General features: G+C 50.9%; 13 protein-coding genes, 1 tRNA gene, 1 pseudogene and 1 riboswitch. Of the genes and pseudogenes, 9 read left to right on the top strand and 6 right to left on the bottom strand.

The window, feature by feature from the left end:
• Positions 1-94: 94 nt before the first annotated feature.
• The 7 genes from WKI47_RS25645 to WKI47_RS25615 all read left to right on the top strand — a co-directional run bounded on the left by WKI47_RS25645 (position 95) and on the right by WKI47_RS25615 (position 7,099).
• A complete protein-coding gene (locus WKI47_RS25645) occupies positions 95-1,525 on the top strand; it encodes a D-alanyl-D-alanine carboxypeptidase family protein (RefSeq protein ID WP_340230068.1) in 1,431 nt (476 codons plus the stop codon).
• 93 nt (positions 1,526-1,618) lie between these two features.
• Positions 1,619-2,500: a pyridoxal 5'-phosphate synthase lyase subunit PdxS gene (pdxS, locus tag WKI47_RS25640; RefSeq protein ID WP_340230051.1), complete on the top strand. Its 882-nt coding sequence runs from the start codon at positions 1,619-1,621 to the stop codon at positions 2,498-2,500.
• A gap of 7 nt (positions 2,501-2,507) precedes the next feature.
• Positions 2,508-3,113 carry a pyridoxal 5'-phosphate synthase glutaminase subunit PdxT gene (pdxT, locus tag WKI47_RS25635; protein ID WP_340230050.1) on the top strand — a complete coding sequence of 202 codons (606 nt, stop codon included), beginning with the start codon at positions 2,508-2,510 and terminating at the stop codon, positions 3,111-3,113.
• A gap of 7 nt (positions 3,114-3,120) precedes the next feature.
• Positions 3,121-4,404, top strand: coding sequence for a serine--tRNA ligase (gene serS, locus WKI47_RS25630; RefSeq protein ID WP_340230049.1), 1,284 nt, complete (start codon positions 3,121-3,123; stop codon positions 4,402-4,404).
• Positions 4,405-4,547: 143 nt separating this feature from the next.
• A tRNA-Ser gene (locus tag WKI47_RS25625) sits at positions 4,548-4,636 on the top strand.
• 206 nt (positions 4,637-4,842) lie between these two features.
• Positions 4,843-5,751 (top strand): YitT family protein, encoded by a 909-nt coding sequence (locus WKI47_RS25620; RefSeq protein WP_340230048.1) that lies wholly within the window; start codon positions 4,843-4,845, stop codon positions 5,749-5,751.
• 253 nt (positions 5,752-6,004) lie between these two features.
• Entirely contained in the window at positions 6,005-7,099 is a 1,095-nt protein-coding gene (locus WKI47_RS25615) for a hypothetical protein (RefSeq protein ID WP_340230047.1), read from the top strand.
• Positions 7,100-7,290: 191 nt separating this feature from the next.
• Here WKI47_RS25615 and tadA read toward each other — a convergent pair.
• The 3 genes and pseudogenes from tadA to motA form a co-directional block, all read right to left on the bottom strand.
• A pseudogene (gene tadA, locus WKI47_RS25610) lies at positions 7,291-7,824 on the bottom strand (tRNA adenosine(34) deaminase TadA); the annotation flags it as partial.
• A gap of 199 nt (positions 7,825-8,023) precedes the next feature.
• On the bottom strand, positions 8,024-8,869 hold the full coding sequence (locus WKI47_RS25605) for a flagellar motor protein MotB (RefSeq protein ID WP_340230046.1): 846 nt from the start codon (positions 8,867-8,869) through the stop codon (positions 8,024-8,026).
• Positions 8,853-9,653 (bottom strand): flagellar motor stator protein MotA, encoded by an 801-nt coding sequence (motA, locus tag WKI47_RS25600; RefSeq protein ID WP_340230045.1) that lies wholly within the window; start codon positions 9,651-9,653, stop codon positions 8,853-8,855. The genes WKI47_RS25605 and motA overlap by 17 nt, the downstream gene beginning before the upstream one ends.
• A 352-nt stretch (positions 9,654-10,005) precedes the next feature.
• On the opposite strand from motA, the gene WKI47_RS25595 reads away from it, so the two are divergent.
• Entirely contained in the window at positions 10,006-10,299 is a 294-nt protein-coding gene (locus WKI47_RS25595; RefSeq protein ID WP_340230044.1) for a hypothetical protein, read from the top strand.
• On the opposite strand, the gene WKI47_RS25590 is transcribed toward WKI47_RS25595, so the two are convergent.
• Positions 10,291-10,779 carry a GNAT family N-acetyltransferase gene (locus WKI47_RS25590; protein WP_425355513.1) on the bottom strand — a complete coding sequence of 163 codons (489 nt, stop codon included), beginning with the start codon at positions 10,777-10,779 and terminating at the stop codon, positions 10,291-10,293. The two genes, WKI47_RS25595 and WKI47_RS25590, sit on opposite strands and share 9 nt — an antisense overlap.
• A 238-nt stretch (positions 10,780-11,017) precedes the next feature.
• Positions 11,018-11,488 (bottom strand): C40 family peptidase, encoded by a 471-nt coding sequence (locus tag WKI47_RS25585; RefSeq protein WP_340230066.1) that lies wholly within the window; start codon positions 11,486-11,488, stop codon positions 11,018-11,020.
• A 7-nt stretch (positions 11,489-11,495) separates the two neighbouring features.
• Positions 11,496-11,634: riboswitch (cyclic di-AMP (ydaO/yuaA leader) on the bottom strand.
• Positions 11,635-12,082: 448 nt separating this feature from the next.
• On the opposite strand from WKI47_RS25585, the gene WKI47_RS25580 reads away from it, so the two are divergent.
• A complete protein-coding gene (locus WKI47_RS25580) occupies positions 12,083-12,595 on the top strand; it encodes a YwhD family protein (protein WP_340230043.1) in 513 nt (170 codons plus the stop codon).
• Positions 12,596-12,742: 147 nt separating this feature from the next.
• On the opposite strand, the gene WKI47_RS25575 is transcribed toward WKI47_RS25580, so the two are convergent.
• Positions 12,743-13,438 (bottom strand): DNA-3-methyladenine glycosylase, encoded by a 696-nt coding sequence (locus WKI47_RS25575; RefSeq protein ID WP_340230042.1) that lies wholly within the window; start codon positions 13,436-13,438, stop codon positions 12,743-12,745.
• Between the last annotated feature and the right edge of the window lie 121 nt (positions 13,439-13,559).

Below are 13,559 nucleotides of genomic sequence, written 5' to 3'. Positions count from 1 at the left end.
GCCGCACAGGAAGACACGCCACCTAACGCTGTGGTAGACTAATAGCGTATGCCAAGAAACTCAGCACGAGGGGAGTACTTATCCATTGAAACGCATGACCTCTACTTATAAAAGCAAAGTCGAAAAGAACCGGTTTGCTCAACCGAAATTCCTGAAAAGAAGCGCCGCTTCCGTTCTGCTTATCCATATGCTCTGCCTGTCCGTCGTTCCGGCTAACTTGGCCAGCGCGGCAGCAGACACAACGACTCAATCGCAAACGACAACGACCGAAACCAAAGACGCCGCTACTCCGGCAACTACCGCTCAAAAAGCGATTCCGACTGTCGAAAGCCTCAATCTCGCCGTCAAGTCGGCGGTACTGCTTGAGCCAACCACAGGCGAAGTCATTTTGTCGCTGGATGCCGAGACGGCATTGCCTCCGGCGAGCATGACCAAAATGATGACCGAATACATCGTGGCCGAGCAAGTTAAACAAGGCAAGCTGGGCTGGGACGATGTCGTCACGACCAGCGCGAACGCGGCTGCCCAAGTCGGCTCGCGCGTATTCCTGGCTCAAGGCGACCAACATACGGTGAAAGACCTGTACATCGCGATGGCGATCGGTTCCGCTAACGACGCGACGGTCGCTTTGGCCGAGACTGTCGCGCCAACCGAGATAGAATTCGTCAAGCTGATGAACAGCGAAGCCAAGCGTATGGGCATGACTACGGCTCATTTCGCCAACTCGACAGGTCTGGATATTGCCGATATGCCGGAAGGCACACGTCCGTCCGATGGCAAAGAAACCGTGATGTCCGCGATGGACGCAGCGATTCTGGCGAAATACATCGTGACCGACCATCCGGATTTCAACGAGTTCACGACGATCCAATCCTATCAGTTCCGTCCGGGGGATAGCGGCAGAATCGACAATCTGGACTGGATGCTCGAAGCCAACGCAACGGTTCCGAACTTCAAAGCTTACGCCTACGAAGGTCTGGACGGTCTGAAAACGGGTCACACCGCAGCCGCGGGCAACAACTTCACGGGTACGGCTATTCGTGACGGCATGCGTCTGATCAGCGTAGTCATGGGCACGGACGTCAACAACCAGGGTTCGCGCTTCGTCGAGACACGCAAAGTGTTGGACTACGGCTTCAACAACTTCGAGATCAAAGAAATGGTCGCGGCAGGCAAAGCGATCGAAGGCGAAGAGCCTGTCGCGGTAGCCAAAGGCAAAGAAGAGTCGGTAGCCTACGAGACGGCGGGAGCGATCAGCTTCGTCGTGCCTAAAGGCGCGGATGCCAGCGGTCTGAAAATGCAGAGCAGCCTGGAATCCGGACTTGAAGCCCCGATTGCCAAAGGCGACAAAGTCGGCACGGCAACCTATACGTATCAGGCGGAAGGCATGGCGGAGGCGCAGACCAAAACCGTCGATCTCGTGGCTTCGGCAGACGTGGAAAAAGCAGGTTGGTTCAAACAATTGATGCGCGCGATCGGCGGATTCTTCTCCGACCTGTTCGAAGGCATCAAAAACCTGTTCTAAGTTACGGCAAATCCATTGTAAAGATATACTCGCTTCTATAGAATCAGGCCTTAAGAAGTTCCGAAAATTCGGAGCACACAGGGGGCTATGACCATGGAAGCAGGAACATCGCGTGTTAAAAGAGGCATGGCGGAAATGCAAAAAGGCGGCGTCATCATGGACGTCATGAACGCTGAACAGGCCAAAATCGCCGAAGCGGCGGGCGCGACGGCCGTGATGGCGCTTGAGCGCGTTCCGTCCGATATTCGGGCAGCAGGCGGCGTGGCTCGCATGGCCGATCCGACGATCGTGGAAGAGGTCATGAAAGTCGTTTCGATCCCGGTCATGGCCAAAGCGCGGATCGGACATTACGTCGAAGCCAAAGTGCTGGAATCGCTGGGCGTGGACTATATCGACGAGAGCGAAGTGCTGACGCCGGCCGACGAAGTGTACCATATCGACAAGCACGAATTCACGATTCCTTTTGTCTGCGGAGCCAAAGATCTCGGAGAAGCGCTGCGCCGGATCGGCGAAGGAGCTTCGATGCTGCGGACCAAAGGCGAGCCGGGAACCGGAAATATCGTCGAAGCCGTGCGTCATATGCGTCTGATTAACGGACAAATCCGCAAAGTGCGCAATCTGTCGAAAGACGAACTGTACGCCGAAGCGAAAAACCTGGGCGTGTCTTACGAAATTTTGCTGGGTATTCACGAGACGGGCAAGCTGCCGGTCGTTAACTTCGCGGCAGGCGGCGTGGCGACTCCGGCGGACGCGGCCTTGATGATGCACCTTGGCGCGGACGGCGTGTTCGTCGGTTCGGGCATTTTCAAATCGGATAATCCGGAAAAATTCGCGCGTGCAATCGTGGAAGCGACGACGCATTATGACGACTACCGCCTGATCGCCGAAGTTTCGAAAGAGCTGGGCGCGCCGATGAAAGGTATCGATATCAAGCAGCTCGCTCCGGCGGAACGTATGCAGGATCGCGGTTGGTAAACCGAATATGACCACTCAAACCCTCAAAATCGGCGTCCTGGCTCTTCAGGGCGCCGTTTCGGAACATATCCGCAGTCTGGAGCAGGCAGGTGCGCAAGCCGTGGCCGTGAAAAAAACGGAGCAGCTCGACGAGCTGGACGGCTTGGTCATTCCCGGCGGCGAAAGCACGACAATCGGTAAGCTGATGCGAAAATACGGCTTTATCGAACGCATCCGGCAGTTTTCGGAAGCGGGCAAGCCGATCTTCGGCACATGTGCCGGACTGATCGTGCTCGCCAGGCGGATCGAAGGACAGGATGAGCCGCATCTGGGCCTAATGGATATGACGGTGGCTCGCAACGCTTTCGGACGCCAACGGGAAAGCTTCGAAATCGACCTGCCGATTACGGGAATACAGCAGTCGGTTCGAGCCGTTTTTATTCGTGCGCCATTAATTCGCGAAATCGGTGCAGACGTCGAAGTGCTGGCGGTTTATAATGGAGAAATGGTAACGGCGCGGGAAGGGCATCTTCTCGTGTCGTCATTTCATCCGGAATTGACCGACGACTACCGGCTGCACGAATATTTTACGCATATGGTACGTCAGTCCAAGACCGGAGAATCGAAAGGATGAAGCTCCCGTGCTGGATGTGAAAATACTTAGAAACGACTACGATCGGGTCAAGCAGGCGCTCGCGAACCGCGGCAAATCCGAAGATCTGATCGCTAATTTCCCGAGCCTCGACGGCGCGCGCCGCGAGAAGCTTCAGGAAGTCGAAATTCTCAAAAACCGTCGGAACACCGTGTCCGGCGAAGTCGCAAAGTTGAAAAAGAACCGCGAGAACGCGGACGATCTGATCGCCGAAATGCGCCAGGTATCCGACCGCATCAAGGAATTGGACGAAGAAGTACGCGGTTTGGAAACGGAAATCGACGCAGTTACGATGGCGATTCCGAATATTCCGAACGAGGCGGTGCCGGTCGGCGCTTCGGAAGACGATAACGTGGAAATTCGCCGTGTCGGCGAGCCGCGACAGTTCGATTTTACGCCGAAAGCCCACTGGGAAACGGCGCAAAACCTCGGCATTCTCGATTTTGAAGCGGCGGCCAAAGTTACAGGCTCGCGTTTTACCTTCTATAAAGGACTCGGAGCCCGTCTGGAACGCGCTTTGATCAACTTTATGATGGACTTGCACAGCGAAGAGCACGGTTACGAGGAAATGCTGCCTCCGTATATCGTCAATCAGGACAGCCTGTACGGAACGGGTCAACTGCCGAAGTTCGAAGAAGACCTGTTCAAGCTGAAGGATACGGAGTATTATCTGATCCCGACCGCCGAGGTCCCGGTGACGAACTATCACCGCGACGAGATTCTCGAAGCGGACGTTTTGCCGAAAAAATACATCGCGTACAGCGCTTGTTTCCGTTCCGAAGCGGGTTCGGCGGGACGCGACACGCGCGGCCTGATCCGTCAGCACCAGTTCAACAAAGTCGAAATGATCAAGATCGTGCATCCGGACCATTCCTACGACGAGTTGGAGCAAATGACGGCGAACGCGGAGCGCGTGCTGGAACTGCTTGGTCTGCCTTACCGCGTGATCGTGCTGTGCACGGCCGATATGGGCTTTACCGCGGCGAAAACGTACGATCTCGAAGTCTGGTTGCCGGAAAGCGGCATGTACCGCGAAATCTCGTCGTGCTCCAACGTCGAAGACTTCCAGGCGCGCCGCGCAGGCATCCGTTTCCGCCGCGAGACGAAAGGCAAACCGGAATTCGTGCACACGCTGAACGGCTCAGGTCTGGCTGTAGGCCGTACCGTAGCCGCGATTCTGGAAAACTACCAACAGGAAGACGGTAGTGTTATCATCCCTGAAGTGCTCCAGCCGTATATGCGTGGCGTGAAAGTGATCGCTCCACAAGCGTAATCATCGTACTGACGATATAGAAGGAAAAAGATAAAGTCCGTTCTTGACACCTTAACGTGAAAAGAACGGACTGCTATCTTGCATGGAGCTGAATAATGAAGTAGAATAATACATGTTGCACTTTTGAGATGTATTTTACCTCTGGAGAGGTACCGAAGCGGTCATAACGGGGCGGTCTTGAAAACCGTTAGGGGGCAACTCCACATGGGTTCGAATCCCATCCTCTCCGCCAGCTTAATAAATGACAACCGTCTTTTCCTTTTATACAGGGAAGGCGGTTTTTTGTTTATGCAAAATGAATATATGATTATACAATTTGCTCAAGAGTATGGCATAATTAGAATATACGTTAATGTATGCAGTCGTATACTGCGCAGCTCATCAGCAAAGGAGAGGACCCTATAGCAAGAACCATATTATCCGGAAGGAACGTGAATAATGACTGAATCCGTAGTCCCGTCTCCTACCCGTAAGCCGTCTACACCGAAAGCGCACGGGAAGAAGACGATTAGGCAAATTATTATACGAACAATCTTTATCATCCTCGGCGCGATCCTTGTTGCCGTGGCGCTGGAATTGTTCCTTGTCCCCAATAACATCACCGATGGCGGCATCACCGGCATTTCGGTTATGGCTTCCTATATTACCGGTTGGAAACTCGGTATTTTCCTGTTTGTTCTCAACCTCCCTTTCCTGATTATCGGCTACAAACAAATCGGCAAGACCTTTGCGTTATCTACACTTCTTGGTATCACGGTCCTCTCGATCGGAACCGTGTTACTCCATCCGGTTCAAGCTTTTGTCACGGATACATTGCTCGCTTTCGTATTCGGCGGTATTTTTCTCGGTGTCGGCACGGGTATCGTCATTCGCAACGGCGGTTCGCTTGATGGCACAGAGATTATCGCGATTTTGGTTTCCCGTAAGACACCTTTCTCGGTTGGCGAGATCGTCATGTTCGTCAATCTGTTCATTTTGTCCGGAGCCGGGTTCGTGTTTGGTTGGGACCGCGCTTTGTTCTCGATCCTTGCGTATTACATTGCTTATAAGATGATCGACGTCACCATCGAAGGCATGAACGAATCCAAATCGGTCTGGATCATCAGCGATCAGATCGACGATATCGGCAATGCCATTCTGGACCGTCTCGGACGCGGCGTGACTTATCTGGCGGGAGAAGGCGGTTTTACCGGAGATCCCAAGAAAGTGATCTTTTGCGTCATTACGCGTCTTGAGGAAGCGAAGCTCAAAGAAATCGTGAATCAATTCGACGATAACGCTTTTCTGGCAATCGGCAATATTCACGACGTCAAAGGCGGCCGCTTCAAGAAAAAAGATATTCACTGATTGATAACGGAATAACAGATAATTCATACAGGACCTGGGAATCGTTATAGTTCTCGGGTCCTGTGCTTTTTATGAGCCGGAGTGTCCAATTTTGGAATTTTGAAACTTTTCGAAAAACGTTCACGTATACTTAGGCATGTCCGCACCGTTCGGCGGACTACCGGACGGAGTTTCACAGATTGGTTGAATGGTTAAGTGGGTATTAGGAATTTTTAAAAAAATTATACAGACACGAATAGGGGAGAACAAAAACATGAACAAAAAATTATTCGGAAGCTTTGGTGCTTTGGTGATGACAGGCGCACTCGTCTTATCTGGTTGTGGAAACAATGCGGCAAACCCGGCGGCAAAAGTCGAAGATTCTCCAAAAGCTTTACTGAAGCAATCGGTTGTAAGCGCAACGGCTGCGACTTCTTACCAGATGGACAGCAACTTCACAATTAACGAGCTGACGGTTACCGTTCCTCCGACGAGCATGGATTCGACAAGCGTAAATCAAGTGGTCAGCATGCTGAAAGGTGCGGAATTCAATGTGAAGACCGTTTATCAGGGCGACCCGATGCAAACGGAAATGAATCTCGAAGTGAAGCTCAAAGGCGATATGGAAATGACCATTAAACTTCCGATCGTCATGACCAAAGAAAAAATGTACATCAAAGTACCGAACATTGCACTTCTGCCGCTTCCTGAAAACATTGTAGGTAAATTCATCGAATTCGACCTGCAAGAGCTTGCGGCGCAACAAGGTACAGAATTCAACGAAGCGATGCTTGATCCTAAAAACTCGCAAAAACTCAGTGCAGACCTGAGCGCGGCTGTACTGGATAGCTTCGACGAAGGCACATACTTCAAAAAGGTAGCAGTAGGCGACGCCGGTCTTCCTGAAGGCGTAACCGCCGAAGACGTGGTACGTTTCGAAGTTACGAACGACAATGTAAAAGACGCGATCACGACACTGGTTAACGTAGCGTTGCCTAAAGTGATCGAAACGCTGGATACGCCGGAATACCGTGAAATGCTTGGCCTGACCGAGCAGGATCTGCAAGACGCGAAAACGGAACTGAGCACGAAAGACAACGAAGAAATGAACAAAGATCTGGATGAATTGAAAAACTACCTGACCGTGAACACGTTCCAATTGGATACGGCTCTGAACAAAGATCAATTCCCGGTTCACCAAAAAATGGTGGTAGACGTGAACTTCCAAGATCCGGAATCCGAAACATCGGGTAAAGTATCTCTGACAGGTTCGTCGACGTACAGCAAAGTCAACGAAGCGCAAACGTTTGAAGTCGGTATCCCAACCGATACGATTACGCTCGACGAGCTGGAGAACATGAACTACTAATCGGCATATTTGGAAAAAGCAAAAAGGCGACCTCGTTGAGGGCCGCCTTTTTTGTTGCGTGAAGATCGAATTCTAGCATATGTTAGCTTGCAAATCTTTTACCGATCAGCAGGGTCATGTTCTCCGGGATCGGAGTCTTTGCGGTATACAGGTCGGGACGCTTCGTTTTCTGCCACGGCTTGCTGTGATCGTCGAAGCGCTTTGCGTTCCTTTATGCGTACGCGCAATCCACGGAAAAAATCGGACAGCAGCTCGGCACATTCGTTTTGCAGCACGCCTTCGATTAATTCTGTGCGATGGTTAAACCGAGGCTCTTGCAGCAAGTTCATCAGCGTCCCTGCACAACCGGCTTTAGGATCGGGAGTCCCGTAAACGACCAGCGGTACCCGACCTTGCACGATAGCTCCCGCACACATTGGACAAGGCTCAAGGGTGACATATAACGTACAGTCGAGCAGCCGCCAAGCACCGATTCGTTCGCTAGCTTCCCGAATCGCTATCATTTCGGCGTGGGCCGTTGCATCGTGTGTGGTTTCGCGTAAGTTATAACCCCGGCCTACTACTTCACCATGACGGACGATTATAGCACCGATAGGAACCTCTCCGAGAGCTTCGGCCTTGCGTGCTTCTTCTATAGCTAACCGCATCCAATATTCATGGCTTTTTTCCGTATCAAAGAATTCCAAACGGTAAAGCTCCTTTCGTTCGCTAAAGAGGATATCCATCGAACAAACATTCGGGTTGTTAACATGGTGTGTACAAAATTGTGGATAAGTAGCGAGTAGTCCACAGTGTTATGCACATATTCTACATGACAATTGTGGATTTGTGAATTGCCTGTGGATAAATAAAGTCCCCATTCCGGAGGAAAGGGGACAGTCTTTTGAGCGTGAGCAGCGTGCGTGAGATCTCGATCTTTTCCGCTTATGGAGAAGTCGCGTTGGTCGTGCTGATCGTGTTCGTCGAATCCTGGTAGTTCCGGATGATCGAAACTTCTACCCGACGGTTTTGAGCACGTCCCGAAGCTGTTGCGTTCGAAGCGATAGGTTGATACTCGCCTGCCGCAATAGCGGTGAAACGGCGCGGGTCCAGGTTTTTGTTTTGCAGCAAAACTTGAAGGAAGTTATTCGCCCGACCGGAACTGAGGTCCCAGTTGGATTTGAAATTGTTATTGAAGATCGGAACATTGTCGGTATGACCGATAACCTGAATATTGTAGCCCGGGAAGTTCTTCAGGATATTCGCGATCGACGCACCCAGCGTCCGGGATGACGGCTTAACGGTTGCTTCGCCGGAAGCAAAAAGCGCTTTGTCGCTGATCGTGATTTGGAGCTGGGACTGATTCAGATTCGTTTCCAGTTGATTGCTCAGTCCGTTCTTCTCGATGTAACTATCCAATTGCTTTTTCAGCTTGGTCAGATCTTCTTGTTCTTTCTTTTTCAACTTGGCCAACGTTTCGTTAGCCGTATCTTTCTTGGTGTCCTTAGCTTCCGCTGCCATTTGTTCGACGGATTTTTCCGCATCGGACTTTGATCCATCTTGAGTATTGCTTTCGTCGGTTGTGGACGTATGCTCCATGATGCCTTTTCCGCCGTTAAAAACAGAATCGAAAGCCTCGGCCATCGCCTCAAACTTGCTGACGTTGGCCGAGCTCATGGCATACAATACGATAAATAGAGCAAGCAAAAGGGTCATCAAGTCGGAATAGGGGAGCAACCAGCTCTCGTCGGCATGTTCTTCGTGGTGTTCCGGTCTAGCCTTCTTGGCCACTCGAACCGCCTCCCTTTTCTTCTAGCTTCTTGCGTTCTGCAGGAGTCAGGAATACGGCCAGCTTTTGGTTGATCGCAATAGTCGATACGCCCGATTGGATCGAGAGCAGACCTTCCACCATCATCATACGCACTTCAACTTCTTTTTTCGAGACGCGTTTAAGCTTATTGGAGATCGGGTGAGCCAGCACGTAACCGACAAAGATGCCGAGCAGTGTAGCGATAAAGGCAGCCGCGATAGCGTGCGCCAGTTTATTCATGTCTTCAAGCTCGCCGAGTGCGGCAATCAGGCCGACTACGGCGCCCAGTACGCCGAGCGTCGGCGCGTACATGCCTGCCTGGGAGAAGATCTGCGCTCCGACCCGGTGGCGTTCTTCCATGGCATGTATATCTTCCATTAATACATCGCTGACGAATTCTTGGTCGTTGCCGTCGATAATCATCCGCATGCCGTTACGCAGGAAGTCATCGTCGATTTCGTCGACTTTCGATTCCAGTGCAAGCAGGCCTTCGCGACGAGTGATCGATGCCCATTCCATGAACATCCCTACCAGCTCAGCCTTGTCGATCGTTTTAGGCTTGAACAAGAAGATCTTGACGAGCTTCGGGAAGTTCTTCAAGTCACTCATCGGAAATCCGACGAAGACTGTGGAGACCGTACCGCCAATAATGATAAGGTAGGCTGCTGGTACTGCCAGAGCGGTTAGCGGTGCTCCTTTTAAAATCATGCCGACAAAGATGGAGACTAGAGCTAGGACCAGACCGATAAGAGACGATAATTCCATGTAAGCACCTCATCCATGAGAATATAAAACTTGCATAAGCACAGTCGGCCATCCCTGGCCTGTGCGAACTACAGAAGACGAGTCTTCTTTTCCAGCTACTACGTGCAACCTTTCCCAAGCGATGACTTGTGCATATCTGGATACAGTTTGTTCCCGATCCGAGTAAACGAACAGGAGCACAAGCACGCAAATCGACAAAATGAGTGTTTGCTGGCCTTTTTCTTTTAAAAAACACCCTACAACTCCTATGTTTTTTATCGACAGGGGGAGCTTTTTTTTTAAGAGACAAATTGCGCTATAATGAAAATAAGACAGTAGGTTTAAAATAATGGACAAAAAAGGAGCAGCGCAAATGGGAGTCAAGCATGGTAGGGATTACGGGGAGATTTTGCAGGATTTAACGAAAGCGGTCTCATTGATTCCGGACAGTTATCTGTTTTTCGAAATGGATTCGGAGGACTGGGAGCGTTTGGGTCCCGAAGACCGTTTGGAAGTGCATGAAGCTTTGGCCGAGGATTTGTTTTATGCGCTGGGCACACAGCCGTCTATTGATGTCGGCAGTGCAGTTGTGATTCATGATAGCGTACTGCATCGAATCAATGTCCTGATCGGAGATAAACAAATGACCTTCGTGGCGCTAGTCTAAGGAAGGCATTTGATAGACCATGCAGTAGAAGGGCTTCATTCCTTCCGGTGTCATTCGTTCATACAGGTCTGTGATCGTGAAGCCGGCTTTGCGATAAGCTTTGATTGCGCGCTGGTTCCAGGTCAACACTTCCAGGTCAATCTCTTGGCCGGGAATCCGCCGCAATGCTTCTTCCGCCACCGCTTGGACAAAAGACGTACCTAGCCCTTGCCCGCACAGATCGGGGCGCATGCCGATGCCGAGCCGGGTGGTGCCGCCGAGCGGGAAAAGTTGAGCGAATCCATGCAGCAGATTGTCGCGATAGATCGTCACATATTGTTGTTCGCGCAGCTCGGGATCGCCGAATTCGATTCCGAGCTTTTTCATTTCGTCCCAAGGCATCCAGCCATACACATCGTACGGTGCTTCATAGTGCCAGCCAGAGACGAGTTCGGCTTCTTCCTCTGTCATCGTCCGTACCTCGAATGAATCAGCCTGCATCGTCGTTTCGACTCCTTTTCAAATAAATCCACTAAAATGGAAAAAGCGCGTTTGACCGATTTCTGAGCGGGTAATCAATAATAAGTTGAAAAATTTCAGGGCCGCTTGAAACCTTTTCATGCGCTTGACCGTTTAAAGTATACAAAGGACATGAAAAAACCGCATCAAGATGAAGGGTCATCCGAATGCGGCTCTATAAAAACAGTTTACGATTAGGCATAAGTTAGAAAGAAAAAGATTAGCTTCCTGCAAGCTCGTTATACGAGTAAGTGCTCATTACGCGAGCTGCGCCCACATAACGATCCGCATAATAACTTGAGCTCAGGTTGTCGTAACGAACTCCGTTCGAAGACGACGAATGAGCGAATTTGCCGTTGCCGACATAGATGCCGACGTGCGAAATTCCTCTTCCGTTCGTGTTAAAGAAGACCAGATCCCCTGCGCGCAGATCGCCTTTGTCGACTTTGTTTCCGGCTCCGTATTGAGCGGAAGATTGACGCGGCAGGTCGATTCCAAGCTTGTCGAACACATAGCTTGTAAAGCCCGAGCAATCAAATCCGTTAAGCGTAGTTCCCGCAGTGCGGTATGGTGTTCCAAGTGCAGAGTCGATTACGTTGTCCAATTTGGAGTCTGCATGAGCGTTTCCTGTAGTCACCACGCTGAACGCGATGGCGAGACCCATTACTGCGGCTGTCAGCTTCTTCTTCAAAGACATTGTACCCCTTCCATTTTGCCTGCGAGGTTAGCTTAAGGATTCGGTTGAGAAGGTCCCCCTATGACTCCTTCGTTGCGAAGTCAATTCACCCATAACTGGTTCCCCCGCTTCCCGGTGCCGGAATTCGGCTTAGATCTTGGTTTGCACCGAAAAGCTTCGTTTGTCGTGTCGTCGTTGTATGTGTTGTGTCCTGCATTTATGGCTTTAATCAAAGTTTACAAAGTTGTTACTACTCACAAGTCACATTGTAGCAAAGGACTTAGCCCTTGGCAAACTTTTATTTAACGCTTTCTTGATGCGTGTTTAACACGGACCTTCCACCAAGACTATCAAAACCGCGCCGTTACAAGGTTTTATAGAAGTTAAAAAACATGACGTTCACATAAATTTACGAATATATTCTTATGGACCAAGCAAGTGAGCAGGCGAATTTCGACAAGATAACCGGATAAACTCCAGGTTTTTTGTTTTGCTTTCGTCTTTTTATCGGATAGAATAGAGAATGATGAAGAGTTTACTGAAAAAAGGTTAACTTTTTGCAAGAACTTGGATTGCATTTATTGGCCGAAAGGGGCGTAAATTCCCGTTATGGAAGAAAAGCAGACAGGTAAAAAGCAGCTCGGTCTGAACATTATCAGCAGCAGCCAAAAGAGCAGTAAACACAAAGGTTTCGGTACCGGAGCCATCAATCTCAATAACGTATCTCCGATCATTATAGATGAGGGCGAGGCCCGAATCGACGTTGGAGCCATGCATGCCAAAAGCAAGGTAGAGCGCGGCATCCGCTTTACGGCCGAACGTCAGGACGCGGAAGGCGGACGCCTGGTGTGGCTGGTCTGGGTTGCGGTAGACAAGACGGAAGAAGGCGGAAGCTACGCGGGAGCGACGGCTTGCGAGATGTGGATCAACAGCGAGACCAAGCGAGGCTTCAAAATTCTGGCTGACCATGTGAATAAGCTGGATTATGCGATTAAGCGTAAAATCATCCTGAACGAAATGGATGCGGAAGCGAAAGCGGCGCTGAAAACGTTGCTGACGACGCACAATGCGGAATGGTGGGAGCGTTCGCCCGAGGAATTGAAGAACGAACTCGGCGGTTAACCATTCAATCATTTAAAAATAGGCTCGTACTATGAACGCTTAAAAGGTTAGGCTCGATGCGGTCAAAGTACGAAAACAGAAAAAGCGCTGTTTCCCTGATCGGAAACCGGCGCTTTTTTCTGTTTGTTCGGCTATGCCGTTCTTCATTCATCGGTGGAAAGGCTTTGGCGGATTTGCTTTGTCGTTAATCGAGACATACGAATGATCCTTGAGGAAAAAACGCCACGGCTTGGCCGCGTATTCTTCTGCATAGTCGATATTGATCCGTGGCCCGCAGACGATATCCAGCCCGGCGACATCGTCGCCTGCCTCCAGATACAGCGATGATGTCGGTACGGTCAGGCGGCAGCCGTTAAACGACTTGTCGATATCGAGCGCCCGGCACAGTTTACCCGGCCCGCCCGACAGATCTGCCGGCTTTTTCGATTTGATGGACCGAAGCAACCGCATCCGGCGCTCGTCTTCTTCGGTCAAAGGCTCGACGGCACGGATCAGCACCGCTTGCGGATCGTCCGGTACGCCTGTCACGACGTTTAGGCAATGATACATGCCGTAGATGAGGTAGACGTAGGCGGTGCCTCCTGCGCCGAACATGATCTCCGTACGATTGGTGCGTCGGCCTCCGTAGGCGTGGCTGCCTTTATCTTCAATCCCGCCATAGCTCTCCGTTTCGATGATCCGGCTGCGGATTTCGCCGATCTCCGTGCGACGTACCAACGTTTGGCCCAGTAATCGCGGAGAAGCCTCAAGCGCTTTGGAAGCAAACAGAGAAGGCGGAAGCGGCTGAAAACCGGAGTGCGGGGCGAGTGATTGCGGTGACTGGGAATCTGATTCGCTCGACATCATAAAACCTCCCGTTCCATACACGATTTCTTTCTATGCTATCATACCCGCTTCGAGCAATCTTGCCGCAGACCGCACCCACCGTTCGTTTGCGCACGATTTCCCTGAAAATATCGGCTTG

The organism is Saccharibacillus sacchari (genome assembly GCF_037722395.1).
Lineage (GTDB): Bacteria > Bacillota > Bacilli > Paenibacillales > Paenibacillaceae > Saccharibacillus > Saccharibacillus sacchari_A.
The sequence above is the reverse complement of the archived record's forward strand: the minus strand, read 5'-3'. Positions and strand labels throughout refer to the sequence as shown.

Coding starts and splice junctions, on each gene's coding strand:
- WKI47_RS25575 (WP_340230042.1), bottom strand. CDS start 13,438: ATGTCGAGCGAATCAGATTCCCAGTCACCGCAATCACTCGCCCCGCAC.
- WKI47_RS25615 (WP_340230047.1), top strand. CDS start 6,005: ATGAACAAAAAATTATTCGGAAGCTTTGGTGCTTTGGTGATGACAGGC.
- WKI47_RS25590 (WP_425355513.1), bottom strand. CDS start 10,779: ATGCAGGCTGATTCATTCGAGGTACGGACGATGACAGAGGAAGAAGCC.
- motA (WP_340230045.1), bottom strand. CDS start 9,653: ATGGAATTATCGTCTCTTATCGGTCTGGTCCTAGCTCTAGTCTCCATC.
- WKI47_RS25595 (WP_340230044.1), top strand. CDS start 10,006: ATGGGAGTCAAGCATGGTAGGGATTACGGGGAGATTTTGCAGGATTTA.
- WKI47_RS25620 (WP_340230048.1), top strand. CDS start 4,843: ATGACTGAATCCGTAGTCCCGTCTCCTACCCGTAAGCCGTCTACACCG.
- WKI47_RS25645 (WP_340230068.1), top strand. CDS start 95: ATGACCTCTACTTATAAAAGCAAAGTCGAAAAGAACCGGTTTGCTCAA.
- pdxT (WP_340230050.1), top strand. CDS start 2,508: ATGACCACTCAAACCCTCAAAATCGGCGTCCTGGCTCTTCAGGGCGCC.
- pdxS (WP_340230051.1), top strand. CDS start 1,619: ATGGAAGCAGGAACATCGCGTGTTAAAAGAGGCATGGCGGAAATGCAA.
- WKI47_RS25580 (WP_340230043.1), top strand. CDS start 12,083: ATGGAAGAAAAGCAGACAGGTAAAAAGCAGCTCGGTCTGAACATTATC.